The sequence below is a fragment of the Patiriisocius marinistellae genome, from assembly GCF_009014635.1.
Lineage (GTDB): Bacteria > Bacteroidota > Bacteroidia > Flavobacteriales > Flavobacteriaceae > Patiriisocius > Patiriisocius marinistellae.
On record NZ_BKCF01000002.1, the window covers coordinates 85,566 to 104,691 of the forward strand.

Annotated in this window: 20 protein-coding genes; 13 read left to right on the forward strand and 7 right to left on the reverse strand. The window is 33.4% G+C overall.

Translation table 11 applies throughout. From position 1 onward, the window contains the following. Positions 1–127: 127 nt before the first annotated feature. The 8 genes from GB234_RS07035 (at position 128) to GB234_RS07070 (ending at position 7,627) form a co-directional block, all read left to right on the forward strand. Positions 128–2,308 carry a TonB-dependent receptor gene (locus GB234_RS07035; protein WP_151893846.1) on the forward strand — a complete coding sequence of 727 codons (2,181 nt, stop codon included), beginning with the start codon at positions 128–130 and terminating at the stop codon, positions 2,306–2,308. Between the two features lie 130 nt (positions 2,309–2,438). Next, positions 2,439–2,855 (forward strand): DUF2141 domain-containing protein, encoded by a 417-nt coding sequence (locus tag GB234_RS07040; protein WP_151893847.1) that lies wholly within the window; start codon positions 2,439–2,441, stop codon positions 2,853–2,855. Positions 2,856–2,880: 25 nt separating this feature from the next. After that, positions 2,881–3,510 (forward strand): hypothetical protein, encoded by a 630-nt coding sequence (locus GB234_RS07045; protein WP_151893848.1) that lies wholly within the window; start codon positions 2,881–2,883, stop codon positions 3,508–3,510. Then, positions 3,510–4,847, forward strand: a complete 1,338-nt coding sequence (locus GB234_RS07050) for a 2TM domain-containing protein (RefSeq protein WP_151893849.1) — start codon at positions 3,510–3,512, stop codon at positions 4,845–4,847. The genes GB234_RS07045 and GB234_RS07050 overlap by 1 nt, the downstream gene beginning before the upstream one ends. 172 nt (positions 4,848–5,019) lie before the next feature. Beyond that, positions 5,020–5,325, forward strand: a complete 306-nt coding sequence (locus GB234_RS07055; protein WP_151893850.1) for a 2TM domain-containing protein — start codon at positions 5,020–5,022, stop codon at positions 5,323–5,325. 2 nt (positions 5,326–5,327) lie between these two features. Further along, positions 5,328–5,669, forward strand: coding sequence for a 2TM domain-containing protein (locus GB234_RS07060; RefSeq protein WP_151893851.1), 342 nt, complete (start codon positions 5,328–5,330; stop codon positions 5,667–5,669). 5 nt (positions 5,670–5,674) lie between these two features. Further along, positions 5,675–6,814 (forward strand): amidohydrolase family protein, encoded by a 1,140-nt coding sequence (locus GB234_RS07065; RefSeq protein WP_151893852.1) that lies wholly within the window; start codon positions 5,675–5,677, stop codon positions 6,812–6,814. A 57-nt stretch (positions 6,815–6,871) separates the two neighbouring features. Then, positions 6,872–7,627 carry a LytR/AlgR family response regulator transcription factor gene (locus tag GB234_RS07070; RefSeq protein WP_151893853.1) on the forward strand — a complete coding sequence of 252 codons (756 nt, stop codon included), beginning with the start codon at positions 6,872–6,874 and terminating at the stop codon, positions 7,625–7,627. A gap of 24 nt (positions 7,628–7,651) precedes the next feature. Here the strand turns inward: GB234_RS07070 and GB234_RS07075 are convergent, their stop codons facing one another. Beyond that, positions 7,652–8,833 carry an LETM1-related biofilm-associated protein gene (locus tag GB234_RS07075; protein ID WP_151893854.1) on the reverse strand — a complete coding sequence of 394 codons (1,182 nt, stop codon included), beginning with the start codon at positions 8,831–8,833 and terminating at the stop codon, positions 7,652–7,654. Positions 8,834–9,008: 175 nt separating this feature from the next. Here GB234_RS07075 and GB234_RS07080 point away from each other — a divergent pair, with 175 nt between their 5' ends. From GB234_RS07080 to GB234_RS07100, 5 genes are all read left to right on the forward strand, one after another. After that, positions 9,009–9,728 carry a DUF4331 family protein gene (locus tag GB234_RS07080; protein ID WP_151893855.1) on the forward strand — a complete coding sequence of 240 codons (720 nt, stop codon included), beginning with the start codon at positions 9,009–9,011 and terminating at the stop codon, positions 9,726–9,728. Positions 9,729–9,768: 40 nt separating this feature from the next. Continuing rightward, entirely contained in the window at positions 9,769–10,395 is a 627-nt protein-coding gene (locus GB234_RS07085) for a DUF4331 family protein (protein ID WP_151893856.1), read from the forward strand. A gap of 164 nt (positions 10,396–10,559) precedes the next feature. Next, positions 10,560–11,282, forward strand: a complete 723-nt coding sequence (locus GB234_RS07090) for a DUF4331 family protein (RefSeq protein ID WP_151893857.1) — start codon at positions 10,560–10,562, stop codon at positions 11,280–11,282. Between the two features lie 26 nt (positions 11,283–11,308). Then, on the forward strand, positions 11,309–12,028 hold the full coding sequence (locus tag GB234_RS07095; RefSeq protein ID WP_151893858.1) for a DUF4331 domain-containing protein: 720 nt from the start codon (positions 11,309–11,311) through the stop codon (positions 12,026–12,028). A 66-nt stretch (positions 12,029–12,094) separates the two neighbouring features. Further along, positions 12,095–13,384: a tetratricopeptide repeat protein gene (locus GB234_RS07100; RefSeq protein WP_151893859.1), complete on the forward strand. Its 1,290-nt coding sequence runs from the start codon at positions 12,095–12,097 to the stop codon at positions 13,382–13,384. 901 nt (positions 13,385–14,285) lie between these two features. Here the strand turns inward: GB234_RS07100 and GB234_RS07110 are convergent. The 6 genes from GB234_RS07110 to GB234_RS07135 form a co-directional block, all read right to left on the reverse strand. Beyond that, the gene (locus GB234_RS07110; RefSeq protein ID WP_151893860.1) at positions 14,286–15,086 is read right to left on the reverse strand and encodes an anti-sigma factor; all 801 of its coding nucleotides are present in this window, start codon (positions 15,084–15,086) and stop codon (positions 14,286–14,288) included. 18 nt (positions 15,087–15,104) lie between these two features. Then, entirely contained in the window at positions 15,105–15,638 is a 534-nt protein-coding gene (locus GB234_RS07115) for an RNA polymerase sigma factor (protein ID WP_151893861.1), read from the reverse strand. Positions 15,639–15,848: 210 nt separating this feature from the next. Next, positions 15,849–16,445 (reverse strand): superoxide dismutase family protein, encoded by a 597-nt coding sequence (locus tag GB234_RS07120; protein WP_151893862.1) that lies wholly within the window; start codon positions 16,443–16,445, stop codon positions 15,849–15,851. Between the two features lie 245 nt (positions 16,446–16,690). Continuing rightward, positions 16,691–17,176 (reverse strand): YdeI/OmpD-associated family protein, encoded by a 486-nt coding sequence (locus GB234_RS07125; RefSeq protein WP_151893863.1) that lies wholly within the window; start codon positions 17,174–17,176, stop codon positions 16,691–16,693. Positions 17,177–17,185: 9 nt separating this feature from the next. After that, complete coding sequence (locus tag GB234_RS07130) at positions 17,186–18,403, reverse strand: bifunctional alpha/beta hydrolase/OsmC family protein (RefSeq protein WP_151893864.1); 1,218 nt, start codon at positions 18,401–18,403, stop codon at positions 17,186–17,188. Between the two features lie 32 nt (positions 18,404–18,435). Then, positions 18,436–19,113 (reverse strand): DUF2490 domain-containing protein, encoded by a 678-nt coding sequence (locus GB234_RS07135; protein ID WP_151893865.1) that lies wholly within the window; start codon positions 19,111–19,113, stop codon positions 18,436–18,438. Positions 19,114–19,126 lie beyond the last annotated feature (13 nt).

A 19,126-nucleotide genomic window follows, 5' to 3' on the forward strand; every position in this document is an offset into this window, starting at 1 on the left:
TGTGGATAGACTTTTTGTTTACAATTGAGTCACTAAAAAATACAGTTCGGTTTTCTTTTTTTCTAAATGCTTCGGAAATGTGACAAATTTGAACTATCAAAATAAAAATTACCTTTAAACTTTCATTATGCTAACAACCAAAACTATAAAAATCAAAAAAAAGCTATTGTTATCATTGTTAGCCTTTGCTCCGTTTTTCGCAATGGCACAAACAACCATATCTGGGATTGTAACTTCAACAAGTGGAACACCTATTTTTGGAGCAAACGTATATCTTGACGGAACTTACGATGGAGGAACTACAAACGAAGCAGGCAAGTTTACTTTTACCACAGTTGAAACTGGAATTCAAACCATCATGGCATCTTATGTATCATTCGAAACTTTTATGATGGCACAGGAGGTTACAAAAATGAAAAACATCACTATTAAATTAAGGGAAGATGTCAACTCGTTAGAAACGGTGGTGTTATCTGCAGGTACTTTTGAAGCGAGCGACAATAGTAAAGTTTCAGTTTTAAAACCTCTTGATGTTGTTACAACCGCAAGTGCGTTGGGCGATTTTGTAGGAGCATTACAAACATTACCAGGCACAAGCACAGTTGCAGAAGATGGTCGTTTGTTCGTGCGTGGAGGAGACGCTAACGAAACTCAAATTTTTATAGATGGCATTAGAGTTTTTACACCTTACACGCCAACAACAAATAACACTCCCACACGCGGAAGATACAGTCCATTTTTATTTGATGGAATTACATTTTCTACAGGAGGTTACAGCGCAGAATATGGTCAAGCATTGTCATCTGTGCTTTTATTGAACACTATTGATGAGCCAGTGCAAGAAGCTACAAATATTTCGATCATGACATTGGGGCTTGGAATAGGTAATACACAAAAATGGGAACGAAACTCTTTAAGTGTCAATGCGAGTTATATAAATTTGGGGCCTTATAATGCAGTATTTAATAATCGTAATGATTGGAAAAAACCTTATCAAACAGCAAGTGGCGAAGCAGTTTTTAGACAAAAATTTAAAACCGACGGACTTTTAAAAGTTTATGCTGCTTTTGATACTTCAAATTTTGAGCTCATACAGGAAGATATAAATATTGCTGAGGGAGTTAGGTTTGAGTTAGACAATAAAAACTTTTATACAAATGTAAGTTATAGAGATTATTTGGCAGCAGACTGGAAATTAGAGGCGGGAGGAAGTTATACAATAGCAAAAACAGATGTAGGAATTAATGATGAGACTATTGAAGGTACAGAAAATTCTGCTCATGTTAAATTGAAGTTGCGTAAACGTTTTAGTAGTAGATTTAAATTGTCCTTGGGAGCAGAACAATTTTTAACAGATTTTGAGGAAGGTTTTTCCAGTCCTTTTGTAACAACACAATATGGTTATGATAACAACATTTCGGCAGCCTTTACTGAGGCAGATTTAATTTTTTCTCGTAAACTAGCTTTAAAAGTAGGATTAAGAGGCGAGTACAGTGGTTTGTTTGACGCGTTTACAGTTTCACCGAGAGTCTCTTTAGCTTACAAAACAGGAAAAAACAGTCAGTTGTCTGTCGCGTTTGGAGATTTTAAACAACAGCCAGATAGTGAAGTTTTAAAATTTCAGCAGGACTTAAAGGCACGTTCTACACAACATTATATTCTTAATTATCAATATACGGCAAACAACCGTATTTTTAGAGCAGAGGCCTATAGAAAGAATTATGATGACTTAATAACGTTTGACACTGAGTTTGCCGAGTTTGATAGTAATTATACTAACAACGGAGATGGTTATGCGCAAGGGCTAGATGTCTTTTTTAGAGATAATGAAACGTTTAAGAATATGGATTATTGGGTGAGTTATTCTTTTTTAGATACGGAGCGTGAGTACCGTAATTACCCAACAAGCGCAACACCATCATTTGCAAATACAAACAATCTTTCACTAGTAGCAAAATACTGGATTGAAGATTGGAAAAGTCAAGTAGGATTTAGTTATCAATATGGTAGCGGTCGCACATTTACAAATCCTAATAAGGATGGATTTTTACAAGATAAAACACGGGATTTTAACAGTGTAAGTTTAAATTGGGCATATTTAATTGATCAACAAAAAATACTATACCTCTCTGTCAATAATGCCTTTGCGTTTAAAAATGTAAATGGATATCAATATAACTCTACACCTAATAGTCAAGGTGTTTTTGATCGCAGAGCTTTACAACCTGCTACAGATCAATTTTTCTTTGTAGGGTTCTTCTGGACAATAAGCGAAGACGGTAAAGAAAACCAACTGGATAATTTATAAAAGATTTATTTACAATTCAGTCATTTAAATTGACAGTTCGGTATCTCAAAATTTTTAAACTTTTAATGTAGGTGTACTTTTATAATGTAAACAAAAACTAATAATTCAACCTCTTAAAATTTCAGAAATCATGCAAACAGTTATCACTTATATTACTTTATTTTTCACAGGCTTAGTATTGCAAGCGCAAGTAAACACCATTGAATTGACAATTACTAATCTTGATTCTAATGATGGGACGGTTTTAGCTGGTCTTTATGATAGCGAATCAAACTGGTTAAACAAACGACTTATGGGCTCAATTTCTAAAATTGAAAATAAGAAAGCAACAGTTGTTTTTACTGATGTGCCAGACGGGACGTATGCTGTTTCAACATTTCATGATGAGGATAATGATGGGAAGTTAAATATGATAATGGGTTTTTATCCTAGCGAAGACACCGCATCATCAAATAATGCTCCTGCACGTTTTGGTCCACCTACTTGGGAAGATGCCAAGTTTGAAGTTAAAAATGGCAAAGTTGTGAAGCAATCAATCTCTATGTAATTATAATCTTATTAAATTTAGCACTATGAAAACTATTATCTACATCACCTTACTATTTGTGGGATTTGCCACGCAAGCACAATCAAAATATGAAATGGGTATGCAAAATGCACTCGAATTATGGCGTGCTGACAAACCACAAGAAGCAGCAAACCTTTTTGAAAGAATAGGTGCAGCAGAACCCACAGAATGGCTACCTCCATTTTATACATCACAAATTAATGTATTCAAAGCTTTTAATGAAAAAGATAAGGCTAAGATTACTGCTACATTAAACAAAGCACAAGAGTTTTTAAATCTTGCAAAAACAAATGGTGGTGGATCAAACCCAGAAGTGATGATACTCGAAGCACAATATTACACTGCATGGATTGCTTTTGACGGGCAACAATACGGTATGCAATACGCGGGTAAAGTTGCTGAGTTATATAAAAAAGCAGCAGCAATTTCACCAGATAATCCAAGAGTAGTTATGGGAAAGGCAGAATGGGATATGGGGAGTGCGGCATACTTTGGTGGGGACGCATCAATTTATTGCAAAGATATAAAACGCGCTATAGAATTATATAAAACTGAAGTGCCAGAAAGCTCAATTCATCCTTCGGGCGGTGAAGAACATGCGCAAGATGTTCTTGCAAGAAACTGCGGGAAATAATGAAAAATTTAAGCAAAGAAATAGGGAAAGCAACGTTTATTGGACTGCTAGTTTTTCTAGTCATTTCATTAATCCAGTATGCAAATGGATTTAATGTTGTAACCAGTGGGAGACTTATGGTCAACCTATTGCTTAACATGCTTTACTCGTATGTACTATACTTTGCAAATACATTATTTTTTAACTATTTTTTGAGTGAATACAAAGGCAAACTCTTTAAAGTAAAAAACCTCACACTAGGTATTTTTGGAGGAATTATAGTAACGTTAGTATGTATTGTATTGCTTAGGTTTTTCACTGAAGTAGTGTATGCTGGACAATCTTTAGAGTATTTTATTGCCAATGAGCGTATAGCCTATTATTACGTTTCTTTTTTAATATCTGCAGTAGTAACCTCTCTATTTTACGTGGTTTTTTATTACAAACATAAACAAGAGGGAAAAGTAAAGGAATCGCAGATTATTGCGGGGACAGCATCAGCAAAATTTGATGCGCTCAAAAATCAACTAGACCCACATTTTCTTTTTAATAGCCTTAATGTATTGACAAGTTTAATTGAGGAAAATCCACGAGCGGCTACAAAATTTACAACATCACTTTCAAAAGTATATCGCTATGTGCTTGAACAAAAAAATAAAGATTTAGTTACAATAACTGAGGAGTTAAAATTTGCCCAGTTATATATGTCATTATTAAAAATGCGATTTGAAGATAGTATTGTTTTTACAATTCCTTCGGAAATTTCTGATCCTGAAGCTAAAGTTGTCCCACTAGCACTACAACTGTTATTAGAAAATGCAGTGAAGCACAATCAAGTAATGCCTAATAAAAAATTACACATTACAATTACAGAAAACAATGGTAATTTAATTATAGAAAATAATATCCAGCCCAAACAGACTATGAAAGAGAGTAGTGGTGTTGGTTTAAAAAATATTAAACAACGCTATCAATTGCTCACTACACAACCCGTGAGGATTGTAGAGACAAAGGAAACATTCAGCATTTCCATTCCTATGCTGGAAAGAACAACAACAGTTATGAGAACACAAACAGAACATATTTCAGAAAAAAAATATGAGCTTGCTAAAGAGCGTGTAGAAAAGCTTAAAGGTTTTTATGTGCACTTTGCAATCTATTTAACCTTTGTACCCATTTTTATTTGGTTGTGGTATCAATCAAACACTAGCTTTCCATGGTTTTTATTTCCTATAGGAGGATGGGGTTTTGGAGTATTAGGACATGCAAGCGATACTTTTGATTGGAATCCTTTTTTTAGTAAAGACTGGGAGCAGCGTAAGATTAAAGAATTAATGGATGAAGACGATAATATTTAAAAGGGGATTAAAGATTTCAGATTTTTTTATTTTGCTTAAACTTTAAATAAATAATTCAACTTTTTAATTCTAGTTACATTTCAGAAGTGAAAAACGACATTTGAGCATTTATAAATTTTAAAAACAATATACTCACAGTACTTTTAAGCTATAATTAAAAAGACAACGGATTATGGAAACTTTTAGAAAGGACGATAAATATTATAGAGCAAAGGAACGTCTTACGCTCATAAAAAAGTTTTATATGAGTTTAACCTTCTTTATCATCTTTGCTATTTTTATAGCATCACTTAATTATTATGTTGACCAATGGAGACATCCATGGTTTTTATGGGCAGTTGGTGGCTGGGGTTTAGGACTCTTCTTTCAAGGAGCAAAAGCTTTTAAATGGAATCCAATTATGGGTAAAAATTGGGAAGCTCGTAAAATGAAAGAATTTATGGAAGAAAACGATAATGAACCAACGGTAAAATTTTAGTCATGAGAACAAAAGAACACTTAAAATATAAACAAGCAAGAGAGCGCATAGAAACTTTAAAAGGATTTTATAAACACCTTACAGCATATTTAGTAATAAACTTTTTACTTATTTCGTATCGCTTTTACAGGTTTTCAAGTAGAAGCACAGACGCAATAAATGAAGATTTTTATAATTGGATTGATTGGAATGTTTTTGGAACCGCAATATTTTGGGGAATAGGATTAGCTATTCATGCTTTATACGTATATCAATTTAAATTTGGCTTTATCAAAAAATGGGAACAACAAAAAATGGAGCAATTCATGAATGAGGAGGATACAAAAACAACAATAAAATTTTAAGAAGGATGAAAAGTTTACTTTTTTTAGTGGTAAGTGTTTTTGCATTTTCAGTAACAAGCGCACAAAACTTTGTAATCAAAAACGTCACAGTTTTCGACGGTGAGAAATTGATTGAAAAGACTTCAGTTTTAGTTGAAAACGGAATGATTGTAAGAGTAGCCCCGAAGATAAATTCTAATAGTGAAGTTATTGATGGAAATGGTAAATTTTTAATGCCTGCTCTTACTAATAGTCACGTACATGCTTTCTCCGCGTTGAGCTTAAATGAAGCAGCCAGTGCCGGTGTATTACAGGTATTTGATATGCATGGAATGGAGCCATACCAACGACAAATGCAAGAGACATTTAAGGATAGTACAAACTATGCAGATTTTTATTACGCTGGTTCAGCGGCAACGGCCCCAGGTGGACACGGAACGCAATTTGGATTTCCAGCTCCTACATTAACAATGGTTGCTGAAGCTACAGATTTTATAGATAAAAGAATAGAAGCAGGAGCGAGTTACATTAAAATAATCGTAGAGCCTTGGAAAGAAACATTATCACATTATGTAGTAAAAGAGTTGATCGAAGTTGCTCATAGAAAAGATAAAATAGCAGTAGTTCACGTTTCAAAACTAGATGACGCATACCAAGTTTTGAGTAATGGGGCAGATGGATTAGTACACGTGTGGTGGGACTTGCCAATAACGCAGGAAGAAATTGAAGTTTTAAAATCTAAAAATGAGTTTTTTGTAATTCCCACATTGCTTACATCTCATTTAGCATTAGAGGCTATTAGAAAAAGTAGCCCTACAAATAACTTTATGACTAATGAAGCTATCACTGCTGAAGCTAAAAAACTCTACGACGCAGGCATTCCTTTATTAGCAGGAACAGACCCTCCAAACGCTCAGATTAATTATGGGACAGACCTGTATAGAGAAATGGTTTTGTTTTCAAAAGCAGGAATTCCAAACATTGAAGTTTTAAAAACGGCAACTTCAAATCCCTCAAAATATTTTGGTTTAAAAGACATGGGATATATCAAAGAAGGATTTAAAGCAAACATGCTTTTACTTGATGAAAGTCCAATTGACAAAATGGATAACATGAAAACCATTACAACAATCTGGAAAATGGGAAAAGAAGTAGACCGCAATTAATTTAAAAATAAATTTTTAAGGCAGAGCCGAAATATTAGCCAACCAAAGCAAATTTAAATGAATGTATTAATTATAGAAGATGAAAAGCCAAGCGCACGAAGATTACAGCGAATGCTTGAAAGGCTTGATGTAACAGTAAATATAATGTTGCACAGTGTGGAAGAGTCTATAGAGTGGTTTCAAAACAACGAACATCCCAAATTAATTTTTCTAGACATTCAATTAAGTGATGGATTATCTTTTGAAATTTTTGAAACAGTCACAATTAATAGTGCTATTATATTTACTACTGCTTTTGATGAATATGCATTACAAGCATTTAAATTAAATAGTATTGATTACTTATTAAAACCCATAGATGAAGATGAATTGATTGCTGCCGTTAATAAATATAAAGCACGAACACCAAACAAAGAAGCGATACAATTTAATTTTGATGACATAAAAAAATTACTCACTAACCCTGTAGAGCGAGATTACAAAAAACGATTTACAACAAAAATAGGGCAGCACATTAAAATGATTGCAGTTGATGAGGTTGAATGTTTTTATAGTGAAAATAAAGGTACTTATGCTCATACTATTGAAGGAAGAGATTATTTGTTAGATACCACATTAGAGGAACTAGAAGGAGAACTAAATCCAGAAGTTTTTTTTAGAGTAAGCCGTAAATTTTATATTAATATAAATGCTATTAAAGACATCATTTCTTACACAAACTCTAGATTACAACTTAAACTGGAAAGTTATAAAGATCAAGATGTAATTGTAGCAAGAGAACGAGTAAAGGATTTTAAAGTTTGGTTGGGGTAGTTTTAAAATTAACTAATAACTAAGTTATTCCACTCGGTTTTCATCAAATGCTGATGGCAACATTTTAGGAATAAATTTAATTAACAAGGGGAGTAAAATAGTTCCTCCAGGTAATAGAAAAATAGTTAAAGATGGGATTGTCTTACAGATGTCTAATAATTGTTCCTTCACTTTTTTCTTTTCAGTGATATCTAAATCACGTCTTGTAGAATAGCTTAATAATTTTACTAATTCACCACTTTCGGCAAGCTCTTGTATTAATCTTGCTTGGTTTCTTAAGATGAGTCTCTTTACCGTATTTGTAGATTGTTTATAAAATTGTTTAATAGGGTTTGAATACTCAAAAAGTGCAACCTTAGTGGTGTTTCTTTCTGAAAATTGCTGCAACGAAGAAACACTTTCAGCCACCATACTGGTTGGCAGGTCTAATGAAGCTGCAAGGTTTTCAAGAAATAATATTTCCGAAGCATCTAAAATAGAATCTTCCCAAACTGCAAGACTCGAAACATCAAGCAAATAATGTTTTTCAATAGGAGTAAGTGAAAGGTCTTTAAATACTTTTAATGAAACGGGAGTCTCATCATCTATTAAATATTGTGAGGAGTTTTCAAACAACTCAATTAAAAGTCGGTCGTATTTATTTTTTTTGAGTTTTGATTGTAGCGCTAAAAAACAAGAAAGAATAACTAATCGCTCTGTTTGTTTTATGTAGGTTTTTGGTTTTATTCCATTTTTTAAATACTCATTATATGCTAGCACGTCCATGAATAATAAGGCATAGGTTAACAATGAAACAGCATTCACTTTTAAGAAGGTGTTTGATTCTTGTAATCTCTTTGCAATAATTTCTTCTAATATTCGAGTTTCAACCTTTTCATTAAGCAATTTTTTAAACCATCCTTTTTTACCTCTATCTAAGTGTTTGTAAAACTCTAAAATTGAAGTAATGGCATTTTCTTTAGAATTTTCTGGATATATATTAAAATGAGTATATAGGAGTGAATGAAATAAATTCACTTTAGTCATTTCATCAATATTAAGCTTAATAGTTGTGCTTTTTATTTCTGAAACAAGTCCCATTGAGATCCCGTACAAAAAACCAGTCCCTTTAAGACCATCATAAAAGTGTTGCCAGTCATTGTGTTTAGGCTGATTAGCATAAAGGCTTAAAAACTTTTTTATCCAGTCTGAAGCAGATGGGTTCATAGCTAATATTAATTTCTTTAAGAGTATTTGTGATAAAAAACTTGTTATTGTGAATAGATTAACTGCATAAAACTTCTGTTAACACAAGATTAACGACTCATGAAAAACCGTGTCTGTAGTTTTACCGTAAGTTAAAGTAAATAAAGAATATTTAAATTTTAAAACCAAAACTATTATGAAAAAAACAAAACTTTTCGCAGCCATTGGTGGAATGGGATTAGCCATTGCAGCAATTGTATTTATTGCGGCAGATCACGTTGATGCTCCGGCTGTAGCGGGAACTAAAACTGACATTGCAGATTTATATGCATTTGAAGGAGATAATCCAGACAATACAGTATTTGTAGCAACAGTACAAGGGCCATTAGCAGCAGGTTCAGCAACTACGGGTGCTACTTTTGATGAGGATGTAATGATTCAATTTAATATTGACAATACTGGAGATTTTATTGAAGATGTAGTAATTCAAGCTGTTAAGAGAGGAGATTCAATGTATTTCTTTGGACCTCACAACGTAACGGCAGGACAAACAGGTTTAACTAGTCAAGTATTTACAAGTGCAACTCGTACTGCTGTTAAGGTTAGTACATCAAGTGATGTTCAAACAGCAAATAATGGAGGAATCCAAGTGTATGCAGGACCAAGAAGAGATCCTTTCTTTTTTGACTTTAACCGTTTTAATATGGTAGTTGCAGGAGCTGTGGCACCAGAAGGTTTTTTACCTCCAGGTCAAGCATCAGATTTTTTCGAAGACTTAAATGTACTAGCAGCTGTAGTTGAAGTACCTAACTCTTTATTAGGCGATGCACCTGCTCACGTAGCTGGAGCAGTTGGAATCAATGGACTTCCTAATGCATATAATGTATGGGTTACAACTAAGAGAAAAAACAATTAAGAAGAAATAAACAAAATTATAATTTTTAAAACATATAAAAATGAATACATATAAATTAAGAATATTATTTGTTGCAGTTTGTACTTCTCTCATGTTTGTACAATGTGGTAACGATGACGATAACATATTAATTATTGAAGATGATGAGCCTGTAGCAGTTGATTTTTCAGGGACTTGGTCTCAAGAAGATTCTATGGGAAGACCAGGTATTAACACTGTGTTTAGTGGTAGTGATGCTGTAAAGAATGATTTTAATAGTAGAATACCTACAGATAGAGCTTCATTTCAGCCTATATTCCAAGAAACTTTAGAATTTTATCATGATGTTTATGCTATGTCATTAAACATTCCAGTTGAAGATTTAGATTACGAGGAAAATATCTTGGGACTTGATGCTCCTACATTTACTACAGTATTAGCTCAATTTGATGCTTTACAAGTTGCTCCAGAAGGAGAAACAATTTATTTTAATCCAGCAACTGGGCTAGCATTAACAGGAAGAAAATTAACTGATGATGTTATCGATGTATCTTTAACATTGATGTTTGGTGGTATGTCAGGAACACGTTTTGACGGTAACAATGGTACTCCACAATTAACTAGTGATGGTGTAGGTGTTGGAGATAGAACTTTTGGTTCATTCCCTTACTTAAATACTCCTAATTAATTAAATTTTGAGGCACGTACTAAAGAGCATTCAATTTGGATGCTCTTTTTTTTTATCATTTTTAGTCTTAACAAATTTTTATCTAGTATTATGACCATAGTTATTAGCAACTTCCTCTTAAAAATGATATTTTTAAACCTTAGAAAAATTAATTTAAATAAATTATGAAAAGAACAAAAATTATAGCTGCCATTGGTATGGTAGGAATAGCAGTTAGCTCTGTATTCTTATTGTCTGCAGACCATGTGGATGCTCCTCAAGTTGAAGGCACCAAAAGTGATATAGCAGATTTATATGCTTTTGAGGGTGATAACCCTAATAATACTGTGTTTATAGCTACAATACAAGGACCGCTTGCATCAGGACAGCAAACAGCAAATGCTCAATTTGATGAAGATGTTTTAATAGAGTTTAATATTGATAATACTGGTGATTTTGTTGAAGATTTAGTAATACAAGCAATAAGAAGAGGAGACTCTATGTATTTCTTTGGACCTGCAGCTCCAGCAGAAACAGGACTAGAAAGTACAGTTAATACTTTTGCTGCCAGAACTGCTGTAAAGATTTCTACTGGTGAAGAAGTTGAGGTTACAACAGCAAATAGTTTAAATGTCTATGCAGGGCCTAGAAGAGACCCATTTTATTTTGATTTTAATCGATTTAATTTAGTTGCATCTGGTTCAGTTGCCCCCGAAGGATTTTTGCCATCTGGCGAAGCATCAGATTTTTTTGAAGACCTAAACGTATTATCTGTAGCTGTTGAGGTTCCTAACTCAATGCTTGGAACAGCGCCTACACATGTTGCAGTAGCAGCAGAAATTCTACCTCCAGGAGGAGCTCCTAACGCCTACAATGTATGGGTGTCAACAAAAAGAAAATCAAATTAAGAGTTATAAATTTCAAAACGAAAAACATGAAAATATATAAAATAACAGCAGTATTCGTTGCAATTTGTATCTCTTTACTATTTGTACAATGTAATGATGATGATGATAACGCAAATATAATTGAACAGTCAACATGCTCAGATGGAATACTTAACGGAGAAGAAACAGGAATAGATTGTGGCGGACCTTGTGAAGCCTGTGAAGATACAGGAGTTGCATTAGATTTTACTGGTACTTTCATACAAGAAGATGTAATGGGAAGACCAGGAGTAAATACAGTATTTAGTGGGAGCGATGCAGTTAAAGACTTATTCAATAAAGTACCTACAGCTATGAGAGGAACTTTACAAGATGGACAAACAGAAACATTTCAAGCTACTTTTCAAAATACCTTAGAGTTGTATCATGATGTATATGCAGCAGCATTAATGATTGATCCAGAAGACCTTGATTACGAGGAAAATATATTAGGGATGAACGCAGCGACATTTACAACAGTGCTTGCAAATTTTGATGCACTTCAAGTTGCACCAGAAGGAACAACAACTTATTATGATGGAACTAATATTCTTACAGGACGTAATCTTAATGATGATGTAATCGATATTTCACTAACATTAATGTTTGGTGGTATGTCAGGAACACGTTTTGACGGAAACAATGGTACACCACAATTAACAAGCGATGGAGTAGGAGTAGGAACAAGAGTTTTTGGTGCTTTTCCTCATTTAGAGATACCTAATTAAAATTAATAATAACACGTATTAAAAAGAGCAATTCATTGCTCTTTTTGTATATAAAATATATTCAACATGAACATCAAATATTTAATCTATACAGCTACTGTAGTCCTATTAATAGTGTCTTGTAAAAACGAAACCCCAAAAGCTGAAATTGTTGAGACCTCAAGTTATGAGGCTTACTTAAATAATGTAAACAAGCAATCAACAGTAAACGCTGAGCAAGAAGTTGCCTATTGGTCAAAACGCTTGGATAAAGATACTACCGGAATAGGAGATATAGGTGCATTAGCAGGAGCGTACTCAAGTCTTTTTGACGCAAGCGGAAATATTAATGCATTAAAAAATTCTGAGGTATTATACAAAAGAGCAATAGAAATAGCGGCATCAAAAGATCCCTACGTAAGAGGACTTGCTCATAATTATATTTCACAGCATAGATTTAAAGAAGCCAAAACATTACTCGAAGATTTATACGCCGGACCAACAAATAAAAGAGCTACAGAGTTTATGCTTTTTGATGTCTACATGGAGTTAGGAGAATATGAAAAAGCAGATCAAATGCTTGGAAATTTCAGAAACAATGGCGACTATAATTACCTTATTAGAGTAGCAAAATGGAGTGACTATAATGGAGAGCTTGATAGTGCAATACGGTATTTAGAAAAAGCAAAAGATATTGCAGAATCTAGAGACACTAAAGCATTAAAAATCTGGACTTATTCTAACATTGCAGATTTCTATGGCCATGCAGGAAGGCTAAATGACTCTTATAATCATTATATTAAAACATTAGAATTGCAACCAGATAATTCTTATTCAAAAAAAGGAATTGCTTGGATGAAATATTCAAAAGAAAAAAACACTACCGAAGCTAATAGAATACTTGATAGTATTATAGTACATCACAACATTCCAGACTATTACCTTCTCAAAGCAGAAATGGCTGAGTTTGATGGAGACACAATAAAAGCAAACGCATATTTAGACACCTTTATGGAAAAAGCGGCTAACCCAATGTATGGCGCTATGTATAATACATATAAAATAGAAGTACTCGTTGATAGAGATCCTGTAAAAGCACTAGCATTAGCAAACGAAGAAGTAAATAACAGGGAAACTCCGGAGGCCTATCAATTATTAGCATTAGCGCAGTTGAAAAATGGTCAAAAAAAGGAGGCGTTAAAAACAATCGAAGAGCACGTTGCAGAAAAAACATATGAGCCTATGGCATTATATCATAGTGCACTCGTATACCAAGCAAATGGTCTAAAAGATAAAGTTGAACCTATCAAGGAAGAGCTGCAAGGAGCTAGTTATGAGATAGGTCCAGTACTAGCAGCAGAGGTAGAAAAGTTATAACTTTAACATAGTTTTAAAAACCAATAATTGCATTATACCGTAAATATAGTTGAAAGGTTGGTTGATCATACAGAGTAATGATCACTCAAAATCGATTAAATTCGATTTTTTCAGAGTTTTTTTGTTAGTTGAGCGTCCTCGTGGTTGGGGACGCTTTTTTTATACTGAAATTTTAAATACATTATACATTTGAATTCATAAGTCATATTTGGTTGATGATTATAAAATATTTTACTTTTCGTATATAATATATAAATTGTGATTTATGAGGTTGCCCATATACTAACTAAATCGAATTTAATTAAATAATACCTTCATTAATAAACCTTCTTTTTTTAAAACGATTTATGATAATTTATAATAGTAGAAAAAAATTCCAATTCAAATTTATCAAAGGTTAAAAATTGAATGTGGATTATCGAGTAAAATTAATGAAGCTATTCAAATTGGATTAGAAAACTCAATTCATTCAATACTGCTTGAATTTGATGAAGAAATCATTGGGATGGGCAGAATTATTGGAGATTGAGGTTGATTTTGTCAAATTGTTGAAATTGGTATTCTTCCTAAATTTCAAAGAAAGGGACTAGGAAAACTTATAATGAAAAACTTAACTAAAACTTGCTATGTGAGTTTTAAGAGCTGATGAAAACACTTCATTTTTATACGAAAAGTTTTAATTTAAAGAGACTATTCCAGAATCTAAAAGAATTTACTTTAAAAAATAAAACAAACGTAAAATATCTTTATAGCTACAAACTCTTCTACTATTTCAATTTTATCCGATAACAAGTTCAACTATTTTTTAATAGTCTAGATAAATATAATCTCGCCACATTTCCGCAGAAAAAAGCCTCATGTAATTATGAGGCTTTCATTTTATAGTTATGTTTTTAAATTATTAAGGAGCGGTTGTTCCTAAAGTATATAATTGAGAAAGGGTTGGAGACTCGCTTCCGCCGGCTGGCTCAAGTGTGATTCCAAATGCTTGTGGAGCATCTTTCAAGTTCTCAAATTTATGAACCCCATTTGAGGCTAATGTATTGTCGTCAATTAATCCCATACTCGTAGGTGTTAATGGCTCTAACATAAGTGACCATACTTGATATACTTTACCTTCGGGAGCTTCAGGGAGTCCTTTAGTGTCAATATACGCAACATTTGTATCATTGTTAAAATATACCTTACTATATGCGGTGGGAGCAACTGCTTGGTTACCTGGCAGTGTATAAGCTTTGTAATCTTTTGAACGAATTACATCTAATAGGGCTTCATTTGCTACAAGCATATCTGTAGATGCCTCTAGCTCTTCTTCAAGCATATTTCTTTCCTCAGTACTTATGGTAACTTGATTTTCAAGCTCATTATTTTGATTTAACATCCAGAAAATACCACCCACACATGCAATTGCAGCAGCCCATCCAGTAATAGCGCCCCAGTTTGTTGTATTACTACTCGTATCTTTTCCAAGAGTTCTTGTTCTGGTTATTGCATTTAAAATACTAGTCCAGTTCATTACTGAAAGTGCAGGAGCAGCCTCTGATGATAAATTCATCAATGTATTTTCAATTCTTTGGACCTCTGAGCGGACGTCCTTGTTTTTTTGAATTTCTTCAAAGACATATTGTGCTTCATCCTGTGGCAATGCACCACAAACATAAAGCTCTAATGTTCCAGATTCTATTAATTCTGTTGTTGTCATTTGTAATCTTTTATCAAATTAACCTAAAACCTGCATCTGTAATTCTTTGATGCAATTTCTATTCCTTGTTTTAATTGTTCCCAAAGGCATTTCAAGTTCTTTGGCTGCATCAACTTGTGTGTATCCTTTAAAATAGAGCAAGTCTATAATTTTGATACAAACGGGTTTTAATCGTTCTACAAATTTGGCAATGCCAATAGAGTTGGTTTTTTTGTTTAAGTTATCTGTACTTGATATAATATCTACGAAATTTGTCGTAGATAGGTTTTTCTTTGAATTTTTATATGCTTTAGAACGTGTAGCATCAATCGATGTATTGCGAGCAATATTTAATGCCCAAGTAAAAAAGCGTCCTTTGTTAATATCATAGGACTTAGAATTATTCCATATTTTAATAAATACATCTTGGAGTGTCTCCTCGGCAAGGTCGCTATCACGCACTACACTATAAACTATACCGTATAGAGCCTCAGAGTATAATGTATAAATTCTTGCAAATGCCTTTTCATTTCCGTTTTGCATTTCAAGAATTAATTCGTCTGGTTGTCTCATTTTTTGAGTTTTTTTGAAAGGTAATAAAAAAAATAAATCGTCGGTTATGGAAACATAATTCTTTATTAAAAATAGTGGTATTGTTTTTGAATAATAGTAAGTACACTATGAAACAACACTTAAGCACGATGATTGCAGTGCCGCTAAAAAGCCCCATAGTAAAAAAACCGATTGAAATTTCAATCGGTTTTTAATTTTTATGCTTTATTATTATTGGATAATTCCACCACAGCTCATTCTTGCACCAGCATCTCCAGAAGGTTGTGATTTAAAATCATCTATACCTTGATGTACTATAATTGATTTTCCAAGGATGTCTTTAGTATTATCTCCACAACCTATACACCACTCATTAGTTTGCATACTTATGGAACCAGTACCATCATCTTCTACTTTAAAATTACCTATATCGCCTTTATGATATCCAGCCTCATCTCCCCATTTACCATGATTTTTCATAGTAGGATTCCAGTGCCCTCCAGCAGATTTCCCATCTTCTGAAGAACAATCAGCGTTTTCATGAATATGTATTGCATGCATCCCTGGTTTTAATCCAGACAGTGAAGCCTCAAACATGACCATGTCACCATCTTGTTTAAAATTAACTTTTCCAGTAGCATTCCCGCCGCTTTTAGATTCTAGCATAAATGCGACACTTTTAGATGTTTCCGAAAGTGTTTTTTCATTTTCATTTTTCATTTCTGTTACCGTAGATTCGGTTTCGGTTTCAGTTTTTTTTGCTTCATTTTTACAACTCGTAAAAGTGATTGCCAATATACTTAATGTAGCAAGTGCTAATTTTTTCATGTCTATAATTGTTAGGGTTAATCTATGACTAAGGTACAGTTTAACATTTCCGTAGACAACATTTTATGAAAAATTTAAAAGTCAGTACTACTCAAAAAAGTAGTCTTCTTGATGATTTATATGTTTTTTTAAAGATAGGGTTGGTGTCAATAAATCTATTTTTGGATCTTTAGATTAGACATGTAATAGTAAAAAGACGATTTGAAGTTTTACAATACCTATAATTATAGATAAAAGAGATTAAACTAAACAGGTTTAATCCACAGCCGTTGGTCAACAATACCTCTCTTTAAATTCTCTGAGATGGTAATTGCTTTATCAATTTTTGTCTGTGAACTTTTGTAGCGTTTAATGGTGTAAATTAAATTACGTTTTTTACCGTCTGTTAATGTTTGAAAAGCCTCCATAAATTCTAGGTCACTTTCTAAAACAGCTTCGAGTTCTTCTGGCATTTCTACACCATATTTTGTGGTGTTTTCAAAAAACTGAATTGTAAAATAATCTGAAGGACACATCCCAAGTTCTTTTTGATGTTGTTTGCTAAACATCATTCTATAAACTCCTTTAATTTTTCTTATTGCTGCATGGAATGAAATTTCTTTTTTATTAAAAGAAGCAACAACTCGCGCGCGTTTATGTCCAGCATTGAGAAATTGTTCAGCTAATGCTTCAGGTAGGATAACAAAATATGGTCCTTCCTTTGAAACTTCATATTTTTTTGATTTCAGCATACAATTAAATTACACAAGTGCTGTGATAATTTGAGTTTCACTATGCAAAGTTTTATGCACTGGGCATTTATCTGCTATTTGTAATAATCGTTTACGTTGTTTTTCGTCAAAGTCTCCAATGAGTTTTATTTCACGGTGAAAAGTGTCAATTTTATTTGATTCACTTTCTTCACAAGCCTCACAGTCTGCTGCATAATCTCTAGAGTAGCTTGTGTGTACTTCTACATTTTCAATAAGCCACCCTTTACGCTTTGCATACATTTGAATAGTCATCGCGGTACAAGCGGATAAACTTCCAGCAAGTAGCTCATAAGGAGTAGGTCCATAATCATTACCGCCTACACGCACAGGTTCATCAGCCTTCATATAATGGGACCCAAGTTTGAGAAGTGTTGTGAATCCATCTTCATCGTCTAAGCTTGCCACTACTTGGTGCGTTGATTTAATAACATCTGGCAGTGGGACTTCAATATAGCGGGCAGCCCAACCTGCAATTACTTTACCTACATAAGATGCATTTTTTTTATCAATTAATAAATGCTCAGAGCCGTCTAGGGTTACAAAACTTTTAGGGTGTTTTGCTGCGTGATAAATTTCTTCAGCATTTTTTATAGACACTGTTGCGTCTTGTGGTGAATGAAGTATGAGTAATGCTTTTCCGTCAAGTTTAGCTGCTGCAGCTTCGCAACTTTGCTGGTCAAGATCATCAAAAAATTGTTTTTTAAAAATAAAGTCACGACCCGCTAAAGTTACATTTGCTTGTCCATCGTTTTCAATAACATTTGCCTGATGGCCAAATTGCTTCTTCACATGTACAGGGTTACTAGGTGCTCCAATTGTGGCAAGAGCTAACACGCTAGGAATTTCTGAAGCTGCAAAAATAGCCGCTGCGCCGCCTAAGGAATGACCTACAAGTAGGGAAGGTGCTTTATGTTCTCGAGCAAGAAAGTTTGCAGCCTCCACTAAATCTGCCACATTGCTGGAAAAATTTGTATCTGCAAAATCACCGTCACTATCACCAAGTCCAGTAAAATCGAAACGTAAAACGCCAAAACCCTCACTAGCTAATGCTTTACTTACATTACGTACCGCACTAAAATCTTTTGTACACGTAAAACAATGTGCAAAAATTGCAAAGTTGTGTGGCTCTTGTTCTAATGGTAAATCTAAGCGTCCCGAAAGTGTTGTTCCTTGGGCATTAGTAAATGTGATTTTTGATGATTTCATTTTAATTTAGTTTTAAAGTTAAATGTGCAGATTTATTGCGCATCTGCTTTTGTAAAATCTGGTTTAAATGTTAGGCTTATTAATAACCTATCAAAATCAATTCCTGAGGTTTGAATATTTTGATATCCTAGACGCGTATTTATTAAGTCATTAATTTTATACGAAACACCACCACCTATCCAATTCTGGGCAAAATTATCTGTGCCTTGAACATTTATAAAAACTTCGTCGTAAAGGTCTATTGCAACTTTCTCATTTATAGGATAACTTGCCTTTAACATGTAACGCATCCATCCACTACTATCCATGCCACCATCAAAAAATCTATGTTCATAACGGTAGCGGTGATTAAGGGTGAGCTTTGTAAATTTGTTTCTCAAATGTCCATCAAGGACTAAACGGTGCTCATTAAAATTTTCGGGAGTTTCTGAAAGATAACTAGGGTCATTTAAAAAATACCCGTATCCTGCACCAAACATAACTGTGTTATTTACTTTATATGTTACACCTGTTCTTATTTTAAATTGTTGTAGTTCACTAGCTAATTCATAAAATCTAAATTGGGTTTGCAACTGCACATTAATTTTTTCTGAAATTTTACTATTTGAAGCTAAAATATACCAAGTTCCCAATTCGTCTTTGGGGTTTTCTTGTGCAAATAGTAATAAACTGAAAATGCTTAGTACTGCTGATAATATTACTTTTTTCATTAATTTTTAATCT

What these genes read in the sequence shown, in the direction of transcription:
- GB234_RS07035 (WP_151893846.1), top strand. Translation starts at nt 128, where the DNA reads ATGCTAACAACCAAAACTATAAAAATCAAAAAAAAGCTATTGTTATCA.
- GB234_RS07040 (WP_151893847.1), top strand. Translation starts at nt 2,439, where the DNA reads ATGCAAACAGTTATCACTTATATTACTTTATTTTTCACAGGCTTAGTA.
- GB234_RS07045 (WP_151893848.1), top strand. Translation starts at nt 2,881, where the DNA reads ATGAAAACTATTATCTACATCACCTTACTATTTGTGGGATTTGCCACG.
- GB234_RS07050 (WP_151893849.1), top strand. Translation starts at nt 3,510, where the DNA reads ATGAAAAATTTAAGCAAAGAAATAGGGAAAGCAACGTTTATTGGACTG.
- GB234_RS07055 (WP_151893850.1), top strand. Translation starts at nt 5,020, where the DNA reads ATGGAAACTTTTAGAAAGGACGATAAATATTATAGAGCAAAGGAACGT.
- GB234_RS07060 (WP_151893851.1), top strand. Translation starts at nt 5,328, where the DNA reads ATGAGAACAAAAGAACACTTAAAATATAAACAAGCAAGAGAGCGCATA.
- GB234_RS07065 (WP_151893852.1), top strand. Translation starts at nt 5,675, where the DNA reads ATGAAAAGTTTACTTTTTTTAGTGGTAAGTGTTTTTGCATTTTCAGTA.
- GB234_RS07070 (WP_151893853.1), top strand. Translation starts at nt 6,872, where the DNA reads ATGAATGTATTAATTATAGAAGATGAAAAGCCAAGCGCACGAAGATTA.
- GB234_RS07075 (WP_151893854.1), bottom strand. Translation starts at nt 8,833, where the DNA reads ATGAACCCATCTGCTTCAGACTGGATAAAAAAGTTTTTAAGCCTTTAT.
- GB234_RS07080 (WP_151893855.1), top strand. Translation starts at nt 9,009, where the DNA reads ATGAAAAAAACAAAACTTTTCGCAGCCATTGGTGGAATGGGATTAGCC.
- GB234_RS07085 (WP_151893856.1), top strand. Translation starts at nt 9,769, where the DNA reads ATGAATACATATAAATTAAGAATATTATTTGTTGCAGTTTGTACTTCT.
- GB234_RS07090 (WP_151893857.1), top strand. Translation starts at nt 10,560, where the DNA reads ATGAAAAGAACAAAAATTATAGCTGCCATTGGTATGGTAGGAATAGCA.
- GB234_RS07095 (WP_151893858.1), top strand. Translation starts at nt 11,309, where the DNA reads ATGAAAATATATAAAATAACAGCAGTATTCGTTGCAATTTGTATCTCT.
- GB234_RS07100 (WP_151893859.1), top strand. Translation starts at nt 12,095, where the DNA reads ATGAACATCAAATATTTAATCTATACAGCTACTGTAGTCCTATTAATA.
- GB234_RS07110 (WP_151893860.1), bottom strand. Translation starts at nt 15,086, where the DNA reads ATGACAACAACAGAATTAATAGAATCTGGAACATTAGAGCTTTATGTT.
- GB234_RS07115 (WP_151893861.1), bottom strand. Translation starts at nt 15,638, where the DNA reads ATGAGACAACCAGACGAATTAATTCTTGAAATGCAAAACGGAAATGAA.
- GB234_RS07120 (WP_151893862.1), bottom strand. Translation starts at nt 16,445, where the DNA reads ATGAAAAAATTAGCACTTGCTACATTAAGTATATTGGCAATCACTTTT.
- GB234_RS07125 (WP_151893863.1), bottom strand. Translation starts at nt 17,176, where the DNA reads ATGCTGAAATCAAAAAAATATGAAGTTTCAAAGGAAGGACCATATTTT.
- GB234_RS07130 (WP_151893864.1), bottom strand. Translation starts at nt 18,403, where the DNA reads ATGAAATCATCAAAAATCACATTTACTAATGCCCAAGGAACAACACTT.
- GB234_RS07135 (WP_151893865.1), bottom strand. Translation starts at nt 19,113, where the DNA reads ATGAAAAAAGTAATATTATCAGCAGTACTAAGCATTTTCAGTTTATTA.